This is a genomic window from Weizmannia sp. FSL K6-0777 (genome assembly GCF_038593185.1).
Classification (GTDB): domain Bacteria; phylum Bacillota; class Bacilli; order Bacillales; family Bacillaceae_C; genus Weizmannia; species Weizmannia faecalis.
Window position 1 is genome coordinate 3,403,949 of record NZ_CP151971.1, and the last position, 22,476, is coordinate 3,426,424.

At 47.7% G+C, this 22,476-nt stretch carries 22 protein-coding genes; 1 reads left to right on the plus strand and 21 read right to left on the minus strand.

The window, feature by feature from the left end; genetic code table 11:
* Position 1: 1 nt before the first annotated feature.
* The 8 genes from NST70_RS16340 to NST70_RS16375 form a co-directional block, all read right to left on the minus strand.
* A complete protein-coding gene (locus NST70_RS16340) occupies positions 2–451 on the minus strand; it encodes a low molecular weight protein arginine phosphatase (RefSeq protein WP_014096753.1) in 450 nt (149 codons plus the stop codon).
* Positions 452–568: 117 nt separating this feature from the next.
* Positions 569–1,120, minus strand: a complete 552-nt coding sequence (locus NST70_RS16345) for a manganese efflux pump MntP family protein (RefSeq protein ID WP_014096752.1) — start codon at positions 1,118–1,120, stop codon at positions 569–571.
* A 144-nt stretch (positions 1,121–1,264) separates the two neighbouring features.
* Positions 1,265–2,326: an L-threonylcarbamoyladenylate synthase gene (locus NST70_RS16350; RefSeq protein WP_014096751.1), complete on the minus strand. Its 1,062-nt coding sequence runs from the start codon at positions 2,324–2,326 to the stop codon at positions 1,265–1,267.
* Between the two features lie 199 nt (positions 2,327–2,525).
* Positions 2,526–3,287 carry a stage II sporulation protein R gene (gene spoIIR, locus NST70_RS16355; RefSeq protein WP_014096750.1) on the minus strand — a complete coding sequence of 254 codons (762 nt, stop codon included), beginning with the start codon at positions 3,285–3,287 and terminating at the stop codon, positions 2,526–2,528.
* 74 nt (positions 3,288–3,361) lie between these two features.
* Positions 3,362–4,213 (minus strand): peptide chain release factor N(5)-glutamine methyltransferase, encoded by an 852-nt coding sequence (prmC, locus tag NST70_RS16360; RefSeq protein WP_026104501.1) that lies wholly within the window; start codon positions 4,211–4,213, stop codon positions 3,362–3,364.
* Between the two features lie 11 nt (positions 4,214–4,224).
* The gene (gene prfA, locus NST70_RS16365) at positions 4,225–5,295 is read right to left on the minus strand and encodes a peptide chain release factor 1 (RefSeq protein ID WP_014096748.1); all 1,071 of its coding nucleotides are present in this window, start codon (positions 5,293–5,295) and stop codon (positions 4,225–4,227) included.
* 415 nt (positions 5,296–5,710) lie between these two features.
* On the minus strand, positions 5,711–7,126 hold the full coding sequence (locus NST70_RS16370) for an ISLre2 family transposase (protein WP_048339784.1): 1,416 nt from the start codon (positions 7,124–7,126) through the stop codon (positions 5,711–5,713).
* Positions 7,127–7,276: 150 nt separating this feature from the next.
* Entirely contained in the window at positions 7,277–7,666 is a 390-nt protein-coding gene (locus NST70_RS16375) for a hypothetical protein (RefSeq protein ID WP_035183232.1), read from the minus strand.
* A gap of 412 nt (positions 7,667–8,078) precedes the next feature.
* Here NST70_RS16375 and NST70_RS16380 point away from each other — a divergent pair, with 412 nt between their 5' ends.
* The gene (locus NST70_RS16380; protein ID WP_013858393.1) at positions 8,079–9,302 is read left to right on the plus strand and encodes an IS110 family transposase; all 1,224 of its coding nucleotides are present in this window, start codon (positions 8,079–8,081) and stop codon (positions 9,300–9,302) included.
* 208 nt (positions 9,303–9,510) lie between these two features.
* On the opposite strand, the gene NST70_RS16385 is transcribed toward NST70_RS16380, so the two are convergent.
* The 13 genes from NST70_RS16385 to NST70_RS16445 form a co-directional block, all read right to left on the minus strand.
* Positions 9,511–10,083, minus strand: a complete 573-nt coding sequence (locus NST70_RS16385) for a thymidine kinase (RefSeq protein WP_014096746.1) — start codon at positions 10,081–10,083, stop codon at positions 9,511–9,513.
* A 116-nt stretch (positions 10,084–10,199) separates the two neighbouring features.
* Positions 10,200–10,400: a 50S ribosomal protein L31 gene (gene rpmE, locus NST70_RS16390; RefSeq protein WP_013860746.1), complete on the minus strand. Its 201-nt coding sequence runs from the start codon at positions 10,398–10,400 to the stop codon at positions 10,200–10,202.
* A 159-nt stretch (positions 10,401–10,559) separates the two neighbouring features.
* A complete protein-coding gene (rho, locus tag NST70_RS16395) occupies positions 10,560–11,840 on the minus strand; it encodes a transcription termination factor Rho (protein WP_013860747.1) in 1,281 nt (426 codons plus the stop codon).
* Positions 11,841–12,276: 436 nt separating this feature from the next.
* Positions 12,277–13,242, minus strand: coding sequence for a class II fructose-bisphosphatase (gene glpX, locus NST70_RS16400; protein WP_014096744.1), 966 nt, complete (start codon positions 13,240–13,242; stop codon positions 12,277–12,279).
* A gap of 109 nt (positions 13,243–13,351) precedes the next feature.
* Entirely contained in the window at positions 13,352–14,638 is a 1,287-nt protein-coding gene (locus tag NST70_RS16405) for a UDP-N-acetylglucosamine 1-carboxyvinyltransferase (RefSeq protein ID WP_014096743.1), read from the minus strand.
* Positions 14,639–14,817: 179 nt separating this feature from the next.
* Positions 14,818–15,465, minus strand: coding sequence for a fructose-6-phosphate aldolase (gene fsa / locus NST70_RS16410; protein WP_035189474.1), 648 nt, complete (start codon positions 15,463–15,465; stop codon positions 14,818–14,820).
* Between the two features lie 300 nt (positions 15,466–15,765).
* On the minus strand, positions 15,766–16,623 hold the full coding sequence (locus NST70_RS16415) for a class II fructose-bisphosphate aldolase (RefSeq protein ID WP_014096741.1): 858 nt from the start codon (positions 16,621–16,623) through the stop codon (positions 15,766–15,768).
* A 211-nt stretch (positions 16,624–16,834) separates the two neighbouring features.
* A complete protein-coding gene (locus NST70_RS16420) occupies positions 16,835–17,200 on the minus strand; it encodes a response regulator (protein WP_013860752.1) in 366 nt (121 codons plus the stop codon).
* Positions 17,201–17,394: 194 nt separating this feature from the next.
* Entirely contained in the window at positions 17,395–18,540 is a 1,146-nt protein-coding gene (locus NST70_RS16425; RefSeq protein WP_014096740.1) for a hypothetical protein, read from the minus strand.
* A 12-nt stretch (positions 18,541–18,552) separates the two neighbouring features.
* Entirely contained in the window at positions 18,553–19,386 is an 834-nt protein-coding gene (locus tag NST70_RS16430) for a hypothetical protein (protein ID WP_061577323.1), read from the minus strand.
* Positions 19,383–20,072, minus strand: coding sequence for an ABC transporter ATP-binding protein (locus NST70_RS16435; RefSeq protein ID WP_014096738.1), 690 nt, complete (start codon positions 20,070–20,072; stop codon positions 19,383–19,385). Before NST70_RS16435 ends, NST70_RS16430 begins: the two co-directional genes overlap by 4 nt.
* Entirely contained in the window at positions 20,069–20,470 is a 402-nt protein-coding gene (locus tag NST70_RS16440) for a GntR family transcriptional regulator (RefSeq protein WP_014096737.1), read from the minus strand. Before NST70_RS16440 ends, NST70_RS16435 begins: the two co-directional genes overlap by 4 nt.
* 269 nt (positions 20,471–20,739) lie before the next feature.
* On the minus strand, positions 20,740–22,341 hold the full coding sequence (locus NST70_RS16445) for a CTP synthase (RefSeq protein WP_014096736.1): 1,602 nt from the start codon (positions 22,339–22,341) through the stop codon (positions 20,740–20,742).
* Between the last annotated feature and the right edge of the window lie 135 nt (positions 22,342–22,476).

Sequence of the window (22,476 nt, forward strand, 5' to 3'; positions counted from 1 at the left end):
GTCACACCCGCCCCTGGTTTCCCATTTTCCTGTTTTTAATCAAACGATTGATCAATGCATGCAATTGTTGATAAGTTTCTCTGTAAGCATCCAGGCTGCCGCCGTACGGATCCGGCACATCCCCGCTGCTTCCGGCATACTCCGCGATCGTAAACGTTTTATTGCGGGCATGCGGATACCGTGCTGCCACTGCCTGTTTGTGCCCGGACGTCATCGTAAGAATCACGTCAGCCCAACCCGCCAAATTCTCCGAAAGGTTCCGGGCGTGGTGGCGGAAATCGATTCCATTTTCTTTCAGTACTTCGTAGGTATGGACAGAAGCGTCTTCACCCTCGGGCGCAAAAAGGCCGGCTGATTCCACTTCAATGCCTGTCAGCTGTTTAGCTTTTAAAATGGCCTCCGCCATCGGGCTCCTGCATGTATTCCCGGTGCAAACAAAAAGGATATTCAAAGGCTGTCCTCCTATCCTGAACTTTTAAATCTACTATTATTATAGTAAAAAAGACCTTAATTACAAGGTCAATCTGTTGATAGATAAAAAAACGCCGGAAAATTGAAGCCGGCTTTTCTAAATAGAAAATAGCAATTTCAGTCCAAAAACAACGAGGATCGTTCCCCCGAGCACTTCGCCGTACACCCCGATCCAACCCTGGAATTTCCTGCCAATCAAAAGGCCGAGCCAGGTTAAAAATGTAGCAGCAACGCCGAAGCAAATCATAACAGCAACAGTCCGCACGCCGAAAATGCCAAGTGATAGCCCGGCAGAAAAACTGTCCAGGCTTACACTCAACGCAAACAGCATCGTTCCCCATCCGGACGGGCTGACAGCTTGCGCCCCCTCCTTTTTGAAGACCCATACAATCATCTGTATCCCCATAATCACGAGCAATATGCCACCAATATACTGGGCAAATAGGCCAAAAGTACGGGAGAGAAGATGGCCCGCAAAAATGCCGAGAACCGGCATCAACACATGAAAAATGCCGACCGTTAAACCTATGTAAAAGATTTGCCTCAGTCTGGGCTGCATCATGCCCACGCCGAGGCTTACCGAAAAAGCATCCATACCGAGCGCCAAAGCCATGATCGCCAAAGTTACCATTTCTGCGATGACTGCCATCTCTTTTTCCCCCTTTGGACGTGCCTACTCCAGCTTATGCACGTCCGGGGCGTTTTAGAAGCCGCAGATCATCCGAAACCGCCCGCGCACCCGATCCGCAATAAAACAGCACCAAGCGATAAGGGCAGTTTAAAAGCGTCCGGGTTACTGAACATCCTCTTCTTTTACATAACGATGCCCCGCTGCTTTCTCAAGCCGATTCATAATCGCCCGGCCGATGCCTTCACGCGGAAAAATTTCAGAAAATATCACATCCACTTTTTGCGCATTAAACGACCGAAGTGTATCATACAAGTGCTGGGCAACGGTCTCAAGGGATGCCCGCCTGCCACAAACTGCCACCACATCAGCACGGACGATACCGGACGTTTCTTCCGTCACAATCGCTCCTGTTACTTCCCCTTTTTTCCGGTGCGCATCGATCATTTGCTGCATAAAAGCTATGCTGCCATCCACAAGATAAACCGGCGCATCTGGCGCATAATGCGTATATTTCATGCCGGGTGCTTTCGGCCGGGCGCCAGCACCAGTTCCCTTAAGTCCCGGATCAAGCCTCACTTTTCCAATCCGTTCTTCGAGCTGTTCTTTCGTAACACCGCCCGGGCGCAAAATCACAGGCACTTCCGCTGTCACATCGAGCACGGTCGATTCCACTCCGACACCCGTTTCTCCGCCGTCCACAATGCCGGCAATTTTACCGGCAAGGTCTTCCCGGACATGGCGAGCTAATGTCGGGCTCGGCTTGCCGGACCGGTTGGCGCTCGGGGCGGCAATCGGCAGCCCGCTCATGCGAATAAGCGCCAGTGCAACCGGATGCCGGGGCATGCGGATCCCGACCGTGTCCAGCCCGGCCGTCACCTTTTCGGACAATGCCCCTTTCTTTACTTTTACAACGAGCGTAAGCGGGCCCGGCCAAAAAGCTTTCATCAGCACTTTCGCCGTTTCCGGTATTTCTTCCGCCAATTCTTCCAGCTGCTTTTCCTCCGCAATGTGGACAATCAGCGGATTATCGGATGGCCTTCCTTTTGCCTTGAAAATCTTATCCACCGCTTCATCGCTTGTTGCATCGGCTCCTAAACCGTATACCGTTTCAGTCGGAAAAGCGACTGTCTGCTTCTCTTTCAGTAACTGCGCTGCTTCTGCAAGTTGTGGATAAGCACCGGGATTCTCCACAGTTTTATCCACAACCCAGTATTTTGTTTCCATTCTTTTTCACCTTTCTCCATCCAATCATCGGTCCTGCCAGGATATTTATTTATCAAGTTTTCTCCCGGCAAGTATACAAAAGTTCGAAAAATGAAACAAGTATTATCCACAACTTGTGGATAATACTTCGCATTTTGTTGATAACCCGTCTTTGTTCCAGCCCGTTTGTCCGAGCTTTCCACAATCCGGGTGGAAAATGTTAAAACAGTTCTTTGATCACTTTCACAATCAGCAGCTTTTTCTCCACCTCGCCATCCTCTCCGGCGTAAACAGCGCTAGTGTGGTTTGCTGTTTCACCGACTGGCTGTTTCGTTTTGCGGTCTTGTGCCGCTGGTTGATTTTCATGCGGTTTCCGGTTCACTTTTTCAGCTGTCGCCGCTTCGGCAGGTTTTGTGCGGGCATTGGAAGTCGCAACCTTCTTTGTTTCCGATTTCTTTTCTTCACCCCTGCTGCTTGTTGCAACGCCGTTGGAAAAATCGAGAAAACAGAGGGGCGGATACAGGACGCACCACCAATTGGCGCCCTTGCCTTCCCCAAGCGTAATCAAAACCGCTTCATACTTCCCGGCCGGATATAAGTACTGGCCGTATAATTTTGTCGGAAAGGCGACCTTACCAAGTTCGGCTTTTACCGGTTCGTCCAGCTGTTCTTCCGCCATCACCCTTCTTGCAATGCTTTCAATTTCCGGCAAGTGGGAGCGGATGACTTTTTCCGCTTCTTTTTTGGAATTTAAGTGGCCTACCCATTTGGCGATGTTCGTATTTACTTCATCGCGGATTTTCCGTTTTACTGCCTGGTCTTCCGGCTTGTCACTGTTTGCCAGAATGCGCAGCCGGATCGCATCTTTCGGAATAACGATGGTTTCAGCCTCCACCGCTTTTTGTTTCGGTGCATATAAACTGATGATCGTTGCGATCGATAACATGAAAATATACAATGAAACCACTGTTTTTCTTTTCATTTTCTTCCCCCGTCCCTTCATATTCCCATTGTGGGCAGGAACAGGGGATTTTAAACTATGAATCTGAAAAAAAGCTAATTTTTTTCGCAAAACACCATCCGCTCATGGCCGTTGATATCGCGGACCACTTCCACAACGCTTTCCGGAAATGTATCCCGCAACAAGCAGGAAACGCGCTCCCCCTGGCCTGACCCGATTTCAAAACCGACGAGCGCCCGCTTGCTTAAAACAGACGGCAATGTTTCCATAAAGCGCCGGTAAAACGCAAGGCCGTCTTCTCCGCCAAACAGGGCCGTTTCAGGGTCATGGTCGCGCACCACAACGGATAACGAGCTCCGGTCCGTTTCCGGGATATACGGCGGATTGGATAAAACAATGTCCAATTTCTCGCCGTGTATAAACGGTTGGAGCAGATCTCCGTGCACAAACCGGATATCCGCATGCAGGGCTTCAGCGTTTTTTTCAGCTACGGCAAGCGCTTTTTCCGAAATATCGGAGGCGTACACCAAAAGCTCCGGCAACTCCAATTTAATTGTGGTCGCGATAATGCCGCTCCCTGTCCCGATATCTGCCAATTTAAGCCCTTTTGTTTCCCCGAAATGACGGCGGATCCGTCCGATTGCACCCTGCACTAGTTCTTCCGTTTCCGGGCGCGGAATGAGCACATCCCCGTTGACAAAAAATTTTCGTCCGTAAAAGGTTTCATAGCCCGTAATATGCTGGACCGGAACCCCTTTTGCATGGGCTTCTGCCGCTTGCCGGAACTTCGCCTCCACATCCGGAGGCAAAACCATCCGCAAGTTGGAAAGCAGGCGGGTGCGATCCATATCCAGAAAATGTCCGAGCAAGATCTCCCCGGCTTGCGCGTCGCGGCCGTTTTCCGTTAAAAAAGAAGAAGCCCACTGCAAGGCTTCATACACTTTTATGTTCCCATCCATCAGCCATTCACACTCTCCAGTTTTTTTGACTGGTCTTCAAGAATGAGGGCATCAATGATTTCATCGAGTTTGCCATCAAGCACCTGGTCAAGCTTTTGGATCGTTAACCCGATCCTATGGTCCGTCACACGGTTTTGCGGAAAATTGTACGTACGAATCCGCTCGGAACGATCCCCCGTTCCAACGGCAGATTTCCGGTTGGCGTCATATTCCGCCTGCGCTTCCTGCTGAAATTTATCATAAATGCGGGCACGAAGCACTTTCATCGCTTTTTCTTTATTTTTGATCTGCGATTTTTCATCCTGGCAGGACACGACAATCCCGGTCGGAATATGGGTCAGGCGCACAGCCGACATTGTCGTGTTGACGCTTTGCCCGCCCGGCCCGCTTGATGCAAATGTATCGACCCGGATATCTTTCTCATTGATATCCACTTCGACTTCCTCCGCTTCCGGCAAAACCGCAACCGTTGCCGTAGACGTATGGATACGCCCGCCCGATTCCGTTTCCGGCACACGCTGCACCCGGTGAGCCCCGTTTTCAAACTTCAATTTCGAATACGCACCCTTGCCGTTCACCATAAACACAATTTCTTTGTACCCGCCGATCCCCGTGACATTGGCTTCAATCACATCGATTTTCCAGCCTTGCGATTCGGCATAACGCATGTACATGCGGTACAGATCGCCTGCAAACAACGCGGCTTCATCCCCGCCGGCTGCCCCACGGATTTCCACGATAACATTTTTTTCATCATTCGGGTCTTTCGGCAGGAGCAAAATTTTCAGGCGCTCTTCATATTCCGGGATTTTTGACTCGAGCTCATGGATCTCTTCTTTCACCATGTCCTTCATTTCAGGATCGAGTTTTTCCGAAAGAAGCGACTTTGCATCCTGGAGCTGTTTCTGCACTTCTTTATATTCACGGTACACCTGTACGGTTTCCTGTAAATCCGACTGCTCCTTCGAATACTCCCGCAGTTTTTTCGGATCATTGACGATCTCAGGATCACTTAACAACTCGTTCAGCTTTTCGTACCGATCTTCCACGGCCTGCAACCGATCGAACATCGAACCCCACCTCATTTCACAACGTATTCCCGTTCCGATAACAGCAAAATCCGCCCTAAGACATAACAAGTTTATTATAGTATACGCACGGGGAAACTTAAAGCGGAACATGAAAACAGTATGTGTCAAGTTTTTCTCGACAAGGTTTAAATATCGGGTATTCCAAGACACTCTTTTTGTACACTTTCGGCTACCGTGCTTTACTTGCTCGGTGTAATTTTCGGAAAAGATGTAGTATTTTCGTATAAAGATGGATAACGGGGATGTTGAGGCGCGCGAAATTCACTCGCTTTCCGCGGGCGGCCGGCGAGCCTCCTCGCTCGTACCTCGCTGCGGGGTCTCTCCTGGCTCGCTTTTCCCGCAGGAGTCTCGTAAATTTCGCGCGCCTCAACGATCAGTCCCCACTGAGCCAGGCTTAAAACGAAAGCTCTAATATTTTGCTTAAATGTCCCATTGCCGATGAACTGCTTGAATGCAGGGCAACTGATCCGTGCTTTACGCCCACTGACGGGCGTACAGGCTGCTTGAGTAGTTGAGACATCCTGATGGATTGTTTCAAGTTCCGTTGCTTTCTCTCGCTTCTTGAACGGTGTTTCAGATAGGCTTCTCTCAATGTCCCATTGAGTATGCCTTGTTTGATTTTCACCATGGCTTCTGCGCCAAGTTCACTCCAATGCATGCCCCTTTTTTTCATCCTGAAGGAGATATGCCTTTGATTCGATTCCATCGCTCCTAGGCCTCTCGCACCTTCCGGCACGTTTTTCACCCTGTCTCTCCAGTCAAAAATGCGGTCCCAGTTTTTCAAGATATACGAACGGAATTCCTTGATTTTCTTGAGGGCCTTTTTATCCGTCAAGGTGCTTTCGTGCGTATCCAAATATAACGTGAATTGGTCCAGGTCATGCGTTCTAATCGCTTTTCTAATTTGCTCCTTGATCTCGCTCTTTCCGCCCCCAAATGTCCTTATGATGGCTTGTGCAACGTGGTAGGTATCCAGCTGGTTGAGCACCGGAAATTCCGACTGTGAGAATGCTGTTTGAAACCGTTCAGCTGTGTACCCAGCACCTCCATCACTGTTTGTAATGACATGCGCTTTTTCGAGGGAATAGGTGTTGGCAGCTGTGGCTTGGACTTCATCCCAAAATGTCTGAATGTCTTCCGTCGTCATGATGACTGTGGGCTGACGCAGGGAGACCCTTTTTCCATTGGTTTCCCATCCCTCATAGAGAATGGCGTGGTGGACTTCCATACTCTGTTTCTTTTTTAGTCCCCGAACGAATACACCATCTGCTTCAGAAAACAGGTAGTCTACCTTCTTCCCCTCAGGCAGGGAAACAGCTATTTCTAGCTCTTCTACAAGTGCCTTATCGGCTTCCGCCTGAGTTTTCCCTACGTGTTTTACCATGTTCCCTACAGTTGTGTGACTAAGACTCACTGCTGTCCACTCTTTTAAAATATCAGCTACTTCCCGATAGGTGTTCTCACTTGCCAACTCTGCCACCTTTAATTCCACTAACGGGCTGTATCGTTGGTGTGGTACCAGCCCTAACCATTCATCCAGAGGATAATGTGAGTTCCCTCTCTTATCACGCATTAATGAACGTTTAAAAGTCACACTTCCAAATAGAAACTGAACGCTTCTGTTATCACTCCGGCAGTACACCCAGCCCTCCTCTAACTTCTCCTGTTTAATTGTTTTATCTAACTCTTCAAATATTTCCCCAACCCATTGTGTAAAAGCCTTCTGCATCAGAAGTTTAAGCTGTTCTTCAAATTCGATAAGACTCTTTGTATCCTTTAATAATCCAGCAATTATTGATATAATATCCATGGGAAGACCTCTCTCTCTAGATGTTCATCTTGAAGTGTACAATTAGATGATAGAGCGTCTTCCCATTTTTTTCCACTCATTTGCCCCTTCGAGTAAAATTTTACACATACATGAAAACAGCTGCTGAAACGCCTTTTCTAGGATGATTTCCTATTTCACGTCTATTCGGACATGAATGTCGTAACGGGGGGCCACTTTCAAAAGTTGGCTGCGGATGTCCGCCGCTTTTTTCATTCTTTCCCTGTGGTTCAGCTGTTCCTCCGTGTGGACATTGACCCACATATCTTTCCCGTTCACATATACCGAATGCGGGACGGCGTTGTCCATTTTCCAAACCGCTTCCCGCACCCTCTCGATATCCGCGTTTACAGCAGCTGCCCCGCCAGCATCCCCGTTTCTTTGCCCGGCCTTTTGCGTATCCGCCGTGCTTAACGGCCTCGTTTCAACACGATCCGGCGCAGCTTCACGGGTCCGGTTTTGGGCCGTGCAACCTGCTAAGAGCAGCATGGCCAGGCAGAGGAAAATCAGCTGTTTTGCCATAAAAAAAACCTCCTCGTATAATAAGTTTAAATCCAAAGTGGATGTCAATTTCCAGTTCATTCTGCTGCTCATTGACAAGTGAATATAAGATTTTGTATTCCGGGCTCGCCCGGAATACAAGTTCGGACTTGGACGCTTCGCGATGTTCCCGGATAATGGTCTTAGGATCGTTTGGGTCAATGCTTCCCCTCCTTGTAGCCTGACTACTCGAAAAGTCTGCATCCCCAGGTTCTTGCTTGAACGTCTAACCCGTAGGCCGTTCCTCCGGATCTCCGTGCTGGAAATGAGCAGTTCCAGGCAGCCCACGGCCCGGATGAGTTCTCATACGCGAGGCTGACAGATCGGCAAGCCATCTGGGGATATCCCGAAGCGTCCGATTCCATCGATCCCAATACAGAGAGGAGGAAATCATATGCCCTTATTTGTCGGTATTGACGTGAGCTCCAAAAACCTCGATGCCTGCCTGATGGATGGAATGGGGGAAACGTTGGCCACCCAAACGGTGACAAACAATCTTCCCGGTGCCTCTGAGTTAAGAGACGCCATCCTCCAACATGCGGAGGCGGATGACACCATCCAGATCGCCATGGAGGCCACATCTGTGTATAGTTGGCACCCGGCAATGTTTTTCCATGAAGATCCCGAGCTGAAACAGCGTCGTACAAAGGTGTTTACCCTGAATCCGAAGCTGGTGAGAAATTTCAAAAAGGCTTATGCCGAGATGGACAAGACCGATCCCAAAGATGCCTGGGTAATTGCGGACCGCTTGCGTTTCGGGAGATTGCCGAAATCCGTGATTCAGTCAGAACAATACCTTGCCCTTCAACGGTTAACACGGATGCGCTATCACCTGATTCAAAGTTTAACCCGGGAACAACAGGTATTTTTGAATCATCTGTTTTTCAAATTCAGTGCCTTTAACCTTGAAGTGGATACACCGGTCTTCGGCCATGCCATAACGGAATTTTTGCTTGAGGCCTATAGCCTCGATGAAATTGCCCAAATGCCTCTAGAGGACTTAGCGATGTATCTCCAGACCAAAGGCCATGGCCGCTTTAGCGATCCCGAGGATTTGGCCGCATCCATCCAAAAAGCTGCCCGGTCCTCTTACCGGCTTTCTAAATGTGTGGAGGATTCGATTGACTTGGTCCTGGGCAGTTCTATTGAGATCATCCGGCATCTTAAACGCCAAATCAAGGATTTGGATAAGGCGATTGCCCGCGTTCTTGATGGAATCCCGAATACCCTCCAGACCATTCCGGGAATAGGCCCGGTGAGCTGTGCTGGGATTCTCGCTGAAATCGGCGACATTGAGCGCTTTGACGACCAAGCCGCGATCGCAAAATTTGCTGGATTGTTCTGGCCCCGCCACCAATCGGGTGATTTTGAGGCTGATGACAAAATGCTTGCGCGTACAGGCAATCGTTATCTCCGGTATTACCTGGTTGAGGCTGCCAATCTGGTCCGGCGACACGAACCTGAGTACCGCGCCTTTTACCAAAAGAAATATCGTGAGGTGCATAAGCACTCACACAAACGCGCCCTCGTCTTAACGGCAAGAAAACTGGTGCGCCTGATCGATGCGCTGCTCCGCAACGATCAAATTTATGCGCCGAAAAAGAAGGTGACGCGATGAGGTAACCAGGTAACCATCATCGATAGCCTGAACTTGAAAACTTCCAGATTATTCCAATTATCTGGAGGCTTAGTTCAGTATTGCCATTTTTACGACATAGAGCCAACAAAATTTCCAATTCACTTGTTTTTAACCCTTGACATCACACCGTAGGACTTTTCCAATAGGTTTCCCTTCGGACGGAGGTTTATTTACGGACCACGTGCCGTCACAGCGGCGGATGGTCGTGGCATTTGCGGCAAACAGGATAATACGTGTCGTTCCCGCCGATCTGGATCTGGTCTCCTGTATACACCGGCTTCCCGTTCTCATCGACGCGCAAATTCATCGTTGCCTTCCGCTCGCAAAACCAGCAGATCGTTTTCATTTCTTCGATTTTATCCGCATACAAAAGCATGTATTTGCTGCCCTCAAAAAGTTCATTTTGAAAATCATTTTTAAGGCCGAATCCCATTACCGGGATATGCAAATCATCGACAATGCGGGCAAGCTGCAGCACATGTCTTTTTTTCAAAAACTGGACTTCATCGATCAGGACGCAGTATGGCGGGGGATTGTACCCTTTCACCATTTCAAAAATATCCGTATCATCGTAGATCGGGATCGCCTTCCTGCGCAAACCGATTCTGCTTGAAATATAGCCTTCTTCATCGCGCGTATCGATACCCGATGTAAAGATAAGGACCGGTTTATTCTGTTCTTCATAGTTATGGGCAACTTTCAATATTTCAATCGATTTGCCGCTGTTCATTGCGCCGTATCTGAAAAATAGCTGTGCCATCGTTCCCGCTCCTTATTTCAACAAATATGGTTTTAGGATCAGAAAAATCCGTCCGGGCAAACCGGAATCCCATAAAAAAAACAGGCAAACGCATCGCCTGTTTTTCATGGATTCTTTTATTTAAGTCCGTATTTTTTATTAAAGCGATCAACACGTCCGTCAGCAGTCGCGAATTTTTGGCGTCCTGTATAGAATGGATGGCATTCGGAACATACTTCCACGCGCAGTTCATCTTTTACAGAACCACTTTCGAATTCGTTGCCGCACGCACATTTGACCATTACTTTTTTGTATTCTGGATGAATTCCTGGTTTCATGCTTTTCATCTCCTTCAGCCCTGAGTCATTGCGAAACAGAGTTCTATTGTTTTACGGGACACGCCCTGTAAAATTTCATAAACACACTATGCTTAGTATAGCAAGTCCGAAGTGGAAATGCAACATCACTGCCTGAAAAAAGTTCTTCCTTATTTTTCCTTATATTACACGCCTTGACGATGATACTTTCAAGTCTGCTTTGATCATTTCCACAAACTCGTCGTTTGTTTTGGATTGTTTCAGCTTGCGCAAGAATTTTTCGACAAAATCCGGAGAATCGGACATCGATTTGCGGATCGCCCACAGCACTTCGAGATGGTCTTTCGAAAGCAGCAGTTCTTCTTTCCTTGTACCGGAACGGCGGATGTCGATGGCCGGGAAAACGCGCTTTTCAGCGAGGGAGCGGTCAAGATGGAGCTCCATGTTCCCGGTGCCTTTAAATTCTTCATAAATCACATCATCCATGCGTGATCCGGTATCGACTAGCGCGGTGGCCAAAATTGTCAGGCTGCCGCCTTCTTCAATATTACGCGCCGCCCCGAAAAACCGTTTCGGACGATGGAACGCAGCCGGGTCAATCCCGCCTGAAAGCGTTCTCCCACTCGGCGGAATCACAAGGTTATAGGCGCGTGCGAGGCGCGTAATGCTGTCCATTAAAATGACGACATCGCGCTTATGCTCGACAAGGCGCATCGCTCTTTCCAATACGAGTTCCGCAACCTTGATATGGTTTTCCGGCACTTCGTCAAAGGTCGAGCTGACGACATCCGCATGCACGGAACGTTCAATATCTGTTACTTCTTCCGGCCGTTCATCAATCAACAGAACGATCAATTCCGCATCAGGATGGTTCACGGTAATAGAGTTGGCAATTTCTTTCAGCAGCATCGTTTTACCGGCTTTCGGCGGCGCCACAATCAAACCGCGCTGCCCGAAACCAACCGGGGTGATTAAATCCATAATCCGGGTGGACAGTTTTTCGGGAGCCGTTTCAAGGATAATCTGCCGGTTCGGATAAAGCGGCGTCAGAGCCGGAAAATGAACCCGTTCCTTAGCGGTTTCCGGGTTTTGGCCGTTTACCGCTTCCACATGCAGCAAGCCGTAATAGCGTTCGTTTTCTTTCGGCGGCCGGACTTTGCCGGAAACCTTATCGCCGTTTCTTAAATCAAAGCGGCGGATTTGCGAAGCAGAAATATAAATGTCCTCCGAACTTGGGGAGTAGTTGATCGGGCGCAGGAATCCGAATCCTTCCGACTGGATGATTTCGAGCACGCCTTCCATAAAGAAATACCCTTCTTGCTCTGCCCGTGCTTTTAAAATCGCAAAAATTAACTCTTTTTTCGTCAGTTTGCTATAGTAGGATACTTTATACTCTCTTGCAAGGGCATAAAGCTCTTTTAACGTCATATTTTCCAGACTTGATATTGATAAACTTTCCATAAAAACACCACACTTTTTCAATTTACAGTCGGGTAGAGCAGTCTGTTTCTTCCGTTACATCAAAATTTTCCATTTGTTCCCGGCGCTTAAAACTATACCGGTATACCAATGGAACAGAACAGGCTAAAAATAAAGGAATGTGAAGGCAAGATATGAAAACATCCACAGTTTTGCTTTGCGCATAGATAGAAAACATGAGCTGTCTGCAAAGAGGCAATGTTGCAGCACGTGCATCTATGGAGCCGCACCATGTACGGAAGAAAAAGAAGACAAACAATTGAATATTTATAAATAAAATCATAATCATTTTAACCCTGAAACAGAAGAGAAATCAACTAAAAATAGCATAAGAGGTAAAAAACTTTGTTGAAAATGGGAGGGAAGGCGGCACTTCCGCCCTTCCCCCGCCGCTATAGCTGCATGGTCCCCCGGAGATTTACGCTTTGATCACAAGGTTCGGCTTTTTCTTCAGACTGTGCTGCCCTTCAATAAAGCGGACCGTCCCCGACTTTGCACGCATGACGACAGAATGGGTGGATCCGTACTGGCCCTTAAATTGGACACCGCGCAAAAGTTCCCCGTCGGTTACGCCGGTCGCAGCAAAAATGGCGTCATCCCCGCTCACAAGGTCGTCCATCATCAGCACTTTATTGATGTCAACCCCCATGCTCAGGCAGCGTTCTTGCTCCGCGTCGTTTTGCGGCAGAAGGCGTCCCTGGATCTCGCCGCCGAGGCATTTCAGCGCAACTGCTGAAATAACCCCTTCCGGCGCGCCGCCCGATCCGAACAAAATATCTACACCGGTATGGTCGAATGCCGTGTTAATGGCAGCTGCCACATCCCCGTCATTGATCAGTTTGATCCGGGCGCCTGCAGCACGGAGCTGCGCAATAATTTCTTCATGGCGCGGACGGTTCAGAACTGTTGCCACCACATCCTCGATATCTTTATTTTTTGCCTTTGCCACAGCTTTTAAATTATCGATAATCGGCGCATTAATATCAATCATGCCGACTGCTTCAGGGCCGACAGCAATTTTATCCATGTACATATCCGGCGCATGGAGCAAATGTCCGTGATCTGCTATCGCCAGCACACTGAGCGCATTCCAGCCGCCGGATGCAAGAATATTCGTTCCTTCCAGCGGGTCAACTGCAATGTCAACGCGGGGGCCGTATCCGTTCCCGAGTTTTTCCCCGATGTACAGCATTGGTGCTTCATCCATTTCCCCTTCACCAATGACGACAGTGCCTTTCATCGGAATGGTGTCGAACACATCACGCATCGCGGACGTTGCCGCATCATCCGCTTCATCTTTCAATCCGCGCCCCATCCATCTTGCGGATGCAAGTGCTGCAGCTTCCGTGACGCGAACCAATTCCATTGACAAACTTCTTTCCAATTTCACTACCCCCATAAATAGATTTTTAATTAGTATATCACATTTAAAAAATTATTGTGTCATAATTTCTCTGTTTTTTTCTATTTATGGGGGAGCCGGCAGTTGTTCGCTAGGAATGGTTCAGGTGTTCCATCTCCTTTTCGGACATGCCTTCCCGCCAAACAGCAGCACCAAGTCCGGTTAGTTTTTCCACGAGGCAGCTGTATCCGCGGTCGATATGTTCAACGCCTGTCACTTCTGTCACGCCTTCTGCCATCAGGCCGGCAATGACAAGGGCAGCACCCGCACGCAAATCACTCGCTTTCACCTTTGCCCCTTGAAGCCGGACCGGACCGTTTACAATCGCAGACCGTCCTTCCACTTTAATATTGGCGCTCATTCTCCGCAACTCGTCAATATGTTTAAAGCGGGCGGAATAAATTGTATCGGTTACGATGGACGTCCCTTCTGCTCTTGTCAGAAGCGTGGTGAACGGTTGTTGCAGATCTGTCGGAAACCCCGGATAAACGAGCGTTTTAATATCAACGGGTTTCAGCTTGTCTGCTTTCCCGATAAAAATCTGTTCATCCCCGGTTTCCACAGGTATGCCCATTTCCCTGAGCTTTGCGGTCAGCGACTCGAGATGATGCGGAATGACATTGTCAACAAGTACTCCTTCACCCGCGGCCGCCGCCAGGATCATAAACGTACCGGCTTCGATCCTGTCCGGAATAATCGTATGCCGGCAGCCGCTCAAATGGTCTACGCCTTCAATCCGGATGACATCTGTTCCGGCGCCTTTAATTTTTGCGCCCATATTTGTCAAAAGTGTGGCTACGTCAATGATTTCCGGCTCTTTTGCAGCGTTTTCAATGATTGTCCTTCCCTTTGCTTTAACGGCAGCCAGCATAATATTGATCGTTGCCCCGACACTGACAACGTCCAGATAAATACGGGCACCTTTCAATTCATCCGCCCTTAAATAGATGGCACCCTGCTCATTTGTCACTTTTGCGCCCAATGCTTCAAAGCCTTTAATATGCTGGTCGATCGGCCGCGGTCCGAGATGGCACCCGCCCGGCAGCCCGATGACAGCTTTTTTGAACCTGCCGAGCATCGCGCCCATTAAATAGTATGAGGCACGCAGTTTCTTCACCCTGCCATTGGGCAGCGGCATCGAGATCATATGGCGGGGATCGACCGTAATTTCCCCGTCCTCTGACGTAACCGTTGCCCCGATCTCTTCCAGCAGGCCGGTCAATGTCCGGACATCGGAAATTTCAGGCAAGCCTTCTATTGTTACAGGAGATTCCGCGAGGATGGTCGCAGGTATTAAAGCGACAGCGCTATTTTTTGCGCCGCTCACTTTAATGGTGCCTTTCAAAGGATATCCCCCGGCAATTTTTAGCTTTTCCATATTAAGCTCCCTTCTTTAGCGGGTATGGATGTACATTCCGGCTGTAAATGGCCGTTCGCAAACTGAGTCCGAAAGCTCCGAAAAACAATATGAATCCCAGCAACAGGATTGCCGAACAGGCGGAAAATCAAACTGTCCCGGAGAAAGCAAGAAATAAAGAGCAATTTTAAATATTTCCGTTATTCTGCTGTACGGCTGTTCCAGTCGCGTGTAAATTGTTCAATCCCTTTGTCCGTTAATGGATGCTTGAACAGCTGTGTGAGCACTTTAAACGGGACGGTTGCGATATGCGCCCCTGCGAGCGCCGCTTGTGTAATATGTTGCGGGTGGCGGATCGAAGCTGCGATAATTTCCGTATCAATTTGATGGATGGAAAAAATTTCGGCAATCTCGGAAATCAGGTGGATGCCGTCATGACCGATATCATCCAGCCTGCCAAGGAACGGCGAAACATACGTTGCACCCGCTCTTGCCGCCAAAAGCGCCTGATTGCTGCTGAAAACCAGGGTAACATTTGTGCGGATGCCTGCCTGTGCCAATTGATGAACGGCTTTCATTCCTTCCGGCGTCATCGGCACTTTGACTGTAATATTCGGAGCAATAGCCGCCAGTTCTTTTCCTTCTTTCACCATACCTTCCGCATCTTCGGAAACGACTTCAGCACTGACAGAACCAGGCACGAGCGCCGTAATTTCTTTTAACCGGTCATGGAATGAAACATTTTCCTTTGCCACAAGCGACGGATTTGTCGTTACGCCGGACAAAATCCCCCATTCATTTGCGGTTTTGATTTCCTCGAAATTGGCAGTATCAATAAAAAATTTCATTCTGCTTCCATCTCCTTTTATGGTTCCTATGTATCCATTTCCACTATACCACGGAACGAAAAGAAAGTTCAGAAAAACAACCGTTTTTTTCACTGGCGCCTATCCAAAAAAACTATAAATCCTCTTGTTTCGCACCTTTGAACCTTGTTTCCCTAAAAAAGCCCAAATCTAAACGCCTGAAGCCATTCGCATTTTAAAACGCCATACCAAAAAAGCCCGGCACGCACGGGGCAGCGCCAGACCTTTTTATCTTGAACACTCATCCTTAAGGCATGTGTGTTCTCGGCTAATCTAAAACAATCATGCTTTTTGGTTAGAACCGAACTCGCGGATTTTGCCGATAACGGTTTGTTTAATCGTTTCGCGTGCAGGCCCGAGGTATTTGCGCGGATCGTATACATCCGGATCAGCTGCCAATACTTCACGAACCGTTTTCGCGGAAGCAATTTGGTTTTCCGTATTCACGTTGATTTTCGCAGTACCTAAAGAAATAGCTTTTTTAATATCAGCTTCAGGGATGCCTGTCCCGCCGTGAAGTACAAGCGGCATGCCGGTAATTTTGCTGATTTCTTCCATTTCTTTGAAGCCAAGGTTTGGTTCGCCGTGGTAAGGGCCGTGAACCGAACCAAGAGCCGGTGCCAAAGCATCGATTTTGGTTGCGTCAACCAGTTTTTTGCATTCTTCAGGATCCGCATAAATGATACCTTTTCCGACAACATCGTCTTCCTGGCCGCCGACAGTGCCGAGTTCTGCTTCCACAGATACGCCGTGGGCATGCGCATATTCCACCACTTTAGAAGTAATTTCCACGTTTTCATCAAACGGATGGTGGGAAGCGTCGATCATTACAGAAGTAAAGCCTGCATCAATGGCTTTCTTTGCATTTTCAAAGCTTGAACCGTGGTCAAGATGGATCGCGACCGGAACCGTGACGTTCAAGTCTTCCATTAATCCTTCAACCATTTTTACAACGGTTTTAAAACCGCTCATGTAACGGCCTGCTCCTTCGGAAACACCGAGGATGACCGGGGATTTTTCTTCTTCTGCAGCCATCAGAATGGCCTGGGCGTATTCAAGGTTATTGACGTTGAATTGCCCTACCGCATATTTCCCTTCTTTTGCTTTATTCAGCATTTCAGTCATGGAAACTAAAGGCATGAATTTTCCTCCTTATCATTTGCGTTAAAAAGATTGCCCGAGGTTATCATTTTTATGATATACAATCTTCATAACATCATACTAGCCTATTGATCATTCCTTAACAATCATAACAAACAAAACCGGCATTTACCAATGAACTTTATTTGTCGGTAAAAAGAAATAAAATTATCAAAATTTTACGGTTTAGCACTTTTTTCACTTCATGCGCTTACATTGCCAAATATTTTTTCACTGCCTTGCGGATGTCGTCAATATCAAACGGCTTTGCAAAATGGGTCAGCGCCCCGAGCTCCTTCGCTTTCTCAATCAAGTCCAGTTCGCCGTAAGCGGTCATAATGATGGCCCGGATATCCGGTTTCATTTCTTTCAGCTTTTTTAAAATTTCAATGCCGTCCATGCCGGGGATTTTCATATCCAGCAAGACAAGGTCGATTTCATGGTTTGCAGCCAGGGAAAGTGCCTGGGGGCCGTTTGCCGCCTGAAAGGTTTCATAGCCCTCTTTCTGCAGCACTTCCGTAAGCAAAACCCGGATGCCAAATTGGTCGTCAACAATTAAAATATTCGGCTCTCTCATTTTTCTCCTCCATCAGCTGATCAGTTTTAACAAAATTTGTATGTATTTTTGCCTGGCATTACTCACTTGCTTTATGTATGTTAAACTATTTCTACTTCTTGTTCCTTTTTTCCTGCTTATGCAAGTGGCAAATTAAATGATCATAGACGGAGGCGGAAAAGCGGCAAAAAAAATAAAAGGGGAAGGCCCCCCTTTTATTCTATCGTCAACTTAACCCCTTCCACATACCGGGGGTTAATTCGTTTTCCTTTTTGAACCACTTTTCCACTGTACAGCTGCTTGCCGCTTGAAATGTCAAACACATACAGGAGACACGCTTTTTCCCGGGAATCGTTCGGGATAAGGAAGTACAACCTGCCGTTTTTGATTTCAGGGATGGGGTTGCCCGTACTCTGGTACTTGATAGCAAATGTCTTGTCTGCTTTCAGCTTTCCATTCCCGTCAAAGGTTAAAAGGCGCGCGCCTCCTTTCTTTCCCCCGGTTGCCATATAAACCGTCTTTCCGTTGTAAACATATTTCCAATTATCGCGGTTTCGCAGCGGAATGTTTATCGGTGGCTTGAGTTTTTTCGTTTCATTTGTGTAATATTTGTAAATGACGGTATTCATTTCCTTTACTGAACCGTCATCGTCCACTTTCTCTTCTTGATATGCCAGTATATGGTTGGGCTTGTTCATGTCGGTTTCTGCGAGCTGGGTATATTGAGCCATTCTCCCCGTCTGTCCTCTTTGTGTAATCCATTTGCCTCCGGTTATTTTCTTGTCCGGCAGGCTGACACGATATACGCGGATATCTCCATCTGTGGCTGCCGCTACTTTCAGCTCATTCCCGGTTTTTTGCACATCCCAAACCGATGGAAAAGATTGTTTTGAAAAACCCTGCACCTTCCTCTTCATTGTTTCTGTTTTTCTTGTTTTCTTATCCAGCACCTCGACATACAGTTCTTTATCGAACCGGTGAAGCGGCTGCGGAATGATGTCCGCATAAGCAATCATTTGTCTATCCTCATAAAAGCCGCCTTGATTGGTCTTTCCCCTCATAAATCGGGGGTACTGCTTGACATACTGCTTGTACCAATCGGGGTCTTCATCTAGTAGCGAAAAAGAAGATTCCCTTCCTAAATAGCGGCTTCCAGATGAAGTAATCGAAAACATGCGATTCAAATGGTTTTCCTGGTTATCCAGAGCAGTGATTTTAACATTTCGGATTTCTTTTTCATTTCCGCTTATCTTTTTCAGCATAAGCCCCGGATCCTTGTCAGCGGCCAATGCGGTGTAAAAAAAGGGAATCGCCGCCACAACCGCAACCACAATCACCAATAAATTTATATAGCGTCTCATCGTATCTCTCCCTTACACCGTTACTTTGTATTTGATCAAGTATCCCCCCAGCAGGATGGAATACCCCGCGATGATGGCAGTCATGGCCACTTCAATCCATAACAATTCCGATTGGTACAAAACACCGGGCAGCAATATATCAAAGAGGAAATCCGGCGTCCAAAATAAAACGAACGAGAGAAAGCCGAAAAGCAGGCCGAGCAAGACCCCCTTCATGCGGAAACTTCTTTCCAATAAGATGGCCGTAAAGATCACAAGGACCACTGTAAACCCTAACCCGTAATGTAAGAGAAAGTCTATCACTGTACTAGGAAGGAGCAGGTTAAACAAGGGAAAACTTAAGACAGCATCTATGACCGTCATATCCATCCTGTAAATGCCCGGTGTAATAGCATTAAAAAAGAAATGTTCAACCGGCAGCAAAACAATCTGAACAGCAACAAATCCAAACACCATCAGCAAAATGCTTGCCGCTTTCGCCAAATAGAGATTCCATCTTTCAACAGGAAGCATCAAAAGCCGGTATATAAACGTATGCTTACCGTACCAGTCCCTGTACCAAATCAGGAATATATAAAACATCATGGCCGCCGCACAAAGCGCAATCGGCCCCATGAACCAAATCGAACCAAAGCAGTCGATAAAGCCGATCGAACCATAATGCTTTACGTATGCCAGCTTTGGCAGTGACTGATGATACATGATCTCATTTGCTTTAGTGATGTAACGATGCACCGTCAAAAAAACGGCCGTAAATTGTGAAAGGATGGTGATTGCAACCAAAGACCAGTAGATTTTCGCAAAACGGTTGATTTCGAAGTTGACGAGTTTTACAAAACTTTTCATTGCCGGTATACCTCCCTCATTATATCGACAACGGATTTCCCTTCGCTTTGGCGAATGTCTTCCGTGTAAAATTCTTTTAAAACCTTCCCGTCCCCGAGCAGCACCACTTTGTCCAATAGATGCTCAATATCGTTGATTTCATGTGTGGTAATCAACACCCCGCGGTTTTCAACCAGGCCGCTTGCGAACACATCTGCAATTTGTTCCCGGCTGAAAATATCAATGCCCGAAAAAGGTTCATCCATCAGCACATAATCGACATCGAGCGATAGCCCAAGCAGCAAATTCACTTTTGCCATGTTTCCTTTCGAAAGGTCACCGATCCGGTCATTTTCATTCAGTTTGAAAAAATAAAGCAAGTCTTTTGCGCGCAATGCATTCCAGTCCGGATAATAATCTCGCATAAAAAGAATGGCATCTTTGATTTTCATCCGCGGCAGCATGATGGGCGCATCCGGAATGAATGCCAGCTTCTCGTAAATATGTTTGTTGTACGGTTCCCCGTCGATCAGAATCTTTCCTTTGCTGACCGGGACAAGCCCTGCAATCGCTTTTAAAGTGGTTGTTTTGCCTGTCCCGTTCACCCCGATCAAACAGGTAATTTCCCCTTTTTCTGCTGTAAAAGAAAGCGAATCAAGCACTTTTTTTCGCCCGTATTTTTTCGTAACTTCCATAACTTCAATCATGCCCGGCCCCCCTTTTGCCCGCGGTATTGCCTTTTTACCAGCTCCAATAGCTCCTCCAGCGGAATGTCCATCGGGCGGATCGCATCCAGAAAATCAGCCAATGCTGACTGGATCAGTTCTTCCCGTACCCGGGCAAGCACTTCCCGGTCTGTTGTAATCCGGCTCGGAAGATTGCGTTCTGTGTGGATCAAACCTTGCTCCTCCATTTCTTTATACGCTCTTTGCGCGGTATTCGGATTGATTTTTAACATGGCTGCAAGTTCGCGCCGCGATGGAATTTCCTGTCCCGCCTCAAGGCTCCCTGACGCAATCCGGGTTTTAAAATAGTGGATAACCTGGATGTAGACAGGATCGCGGTTATTCCATTTAATCTCTGCGATGATCTGAATCGCCCCCATCCTTTTTCATCTCTCCATGTGTATGAAGGGCTTCATACACGAACGTCAAAATGATCGTATTAATACATTCATACAGCTGATATGTGTATCATATCGTTCATACACTTCTCCGTCAATGGTTTTTTATAAAAAACCCGAAAAAAATTCCGGGCTTTTGTATGAAAAAAACGGGATGCAAAAAAGCGGTGAGAAACCAAGCATAATGGTCTCTCACCGCTTTTTTCATTTAGGTGCCTTTGGAAAAATGGAGCACTTCCAAAGGGACGAGTTTATTGTTTCCCCTTGATCGACGCTTCGATAAACCCTTTAAACAAAGGCTGCGGGCGTGTCGGGCGCGAGGTAAATTCCGGGTGGAACTGGGAAGCAACGAACCACGGATGGTCCTTCAGCTCGACAATTTCAATGAGCCGGCCGTCCGGGCTTGTCCCTGAGAACGTGAACCCGGCATTTTCCATCTGTTCACGGAATTGATTGTTAAATTCATAACGGTGGCGGTGGCGCTCATAAATGACTTCATCCTGATAAGCTTCATACGCTTTCGTACCTTTCACAAGCCGGCAAGGATAAAGCCCGAGGCGAAGCGTACCGCCGAGGTCTTCAATTTCTTTTTGCTCCGGCAAAAGGTCAATCACCGGATAAGGCGTATCCGGGTTGATCTCCGAGGAGTGCGCATCTTTCAAACCGAGGACATGGCGGGCAAATTCGACCGATGCAAGCTGCATACCAAGGCAGATGCCGAGAAACGGAATCTTGTGTTCACGGGCATACTGGATGGCAAGAATTTTCCCTTCGATGCCGCGATCGCCGAAACCGCCCGGCACTAATATGCCGTCCGCATCTTTCAGCAGATCCGCCACATTTTCCCTGTCCACCTCTTCGGCATTGATCATGTCAATATCAATATCTGCATCAAACTGGTAGCCGGCATGTTTGAGCGCTTCTGCAACGGAAAGATAGGCATCCTGGAGTGCCACATATTTGCCGACAAGCGCAATTTTTACCGTCTTTTTCAGATTGCGCACCCGGTCAACAAGCCCTCTCCATTCGGCCATATCTGCTTCCGGGCACTGCAGTTTTAAATGGTCGCAAACAAGCTGGTCCAGTTTTTGTTCCTGCAGCATGAGCGGAATGGCATATAACGTATCGGCATCGATGCATTCGACCACTTCGCGCGGCTGGATATCGCAGAACAATGCAATCTTGTCCTTCATATCCTGGGAGATCGGCATTTCCGTCCGGACGACAATGACATTTGGCTGGATTCCGAGGCCGCGCAATTCTTTTACACTATGCTGGGTCGGCTTCGTCTTCATTTCGCCCGATGCTTTTAAATAAGGAATTAATGTACAATGGATATACATGACATTGTCAATGCCGACATCCGTTTTGATTTGCCGGATTGCTTCAAGGAACGGAAGCGATTCAATATCACCGACCGTCCCGCCGATTTCGGTGATGACGACATCTGCATTGGTTACTTTTCCAGCACGAAAGACACGTTCTTTGATTTCATTGGTAATATGCGGGATGACCTGTACGGTGCCGCCGAGATATTCGCCGCGTCGTTCTTTCCGGATGACTTCGGAATAAACTTTACCGGTCGTGACGCTGCTGTATTTTGTTAAGTTAATGTCAATAAAACGTTCATAATGGCCGAGGTCAAGGTCGGTTTCCGCGCCGTCGTCCGTTACAAACACTTCCCCGTGCTGGTACGGGCTCATCGTCCCCGGATCAACATTAATATACGGGTCAAATTTCTGGATCGTAATATTCAACCCGCGGTTTTTTAACAACCGCCCGAGCGATGCCGCAGTAATCCCTTTTCCCAGCGAGGAAACGACCCCGCCTGTTACAAAGATATATTTTGTCACGTGTTGTCCCCTCCTGTAATGTAACATTATTGTTGCCCCAATACACGGCTTCATCCATTTTTAAGGGCTTGGGTCTGGTATGAATCGTTTTTTAAATCAGTCCTGTAAAAAACAAAAAGCCCCTCTTGCAATACG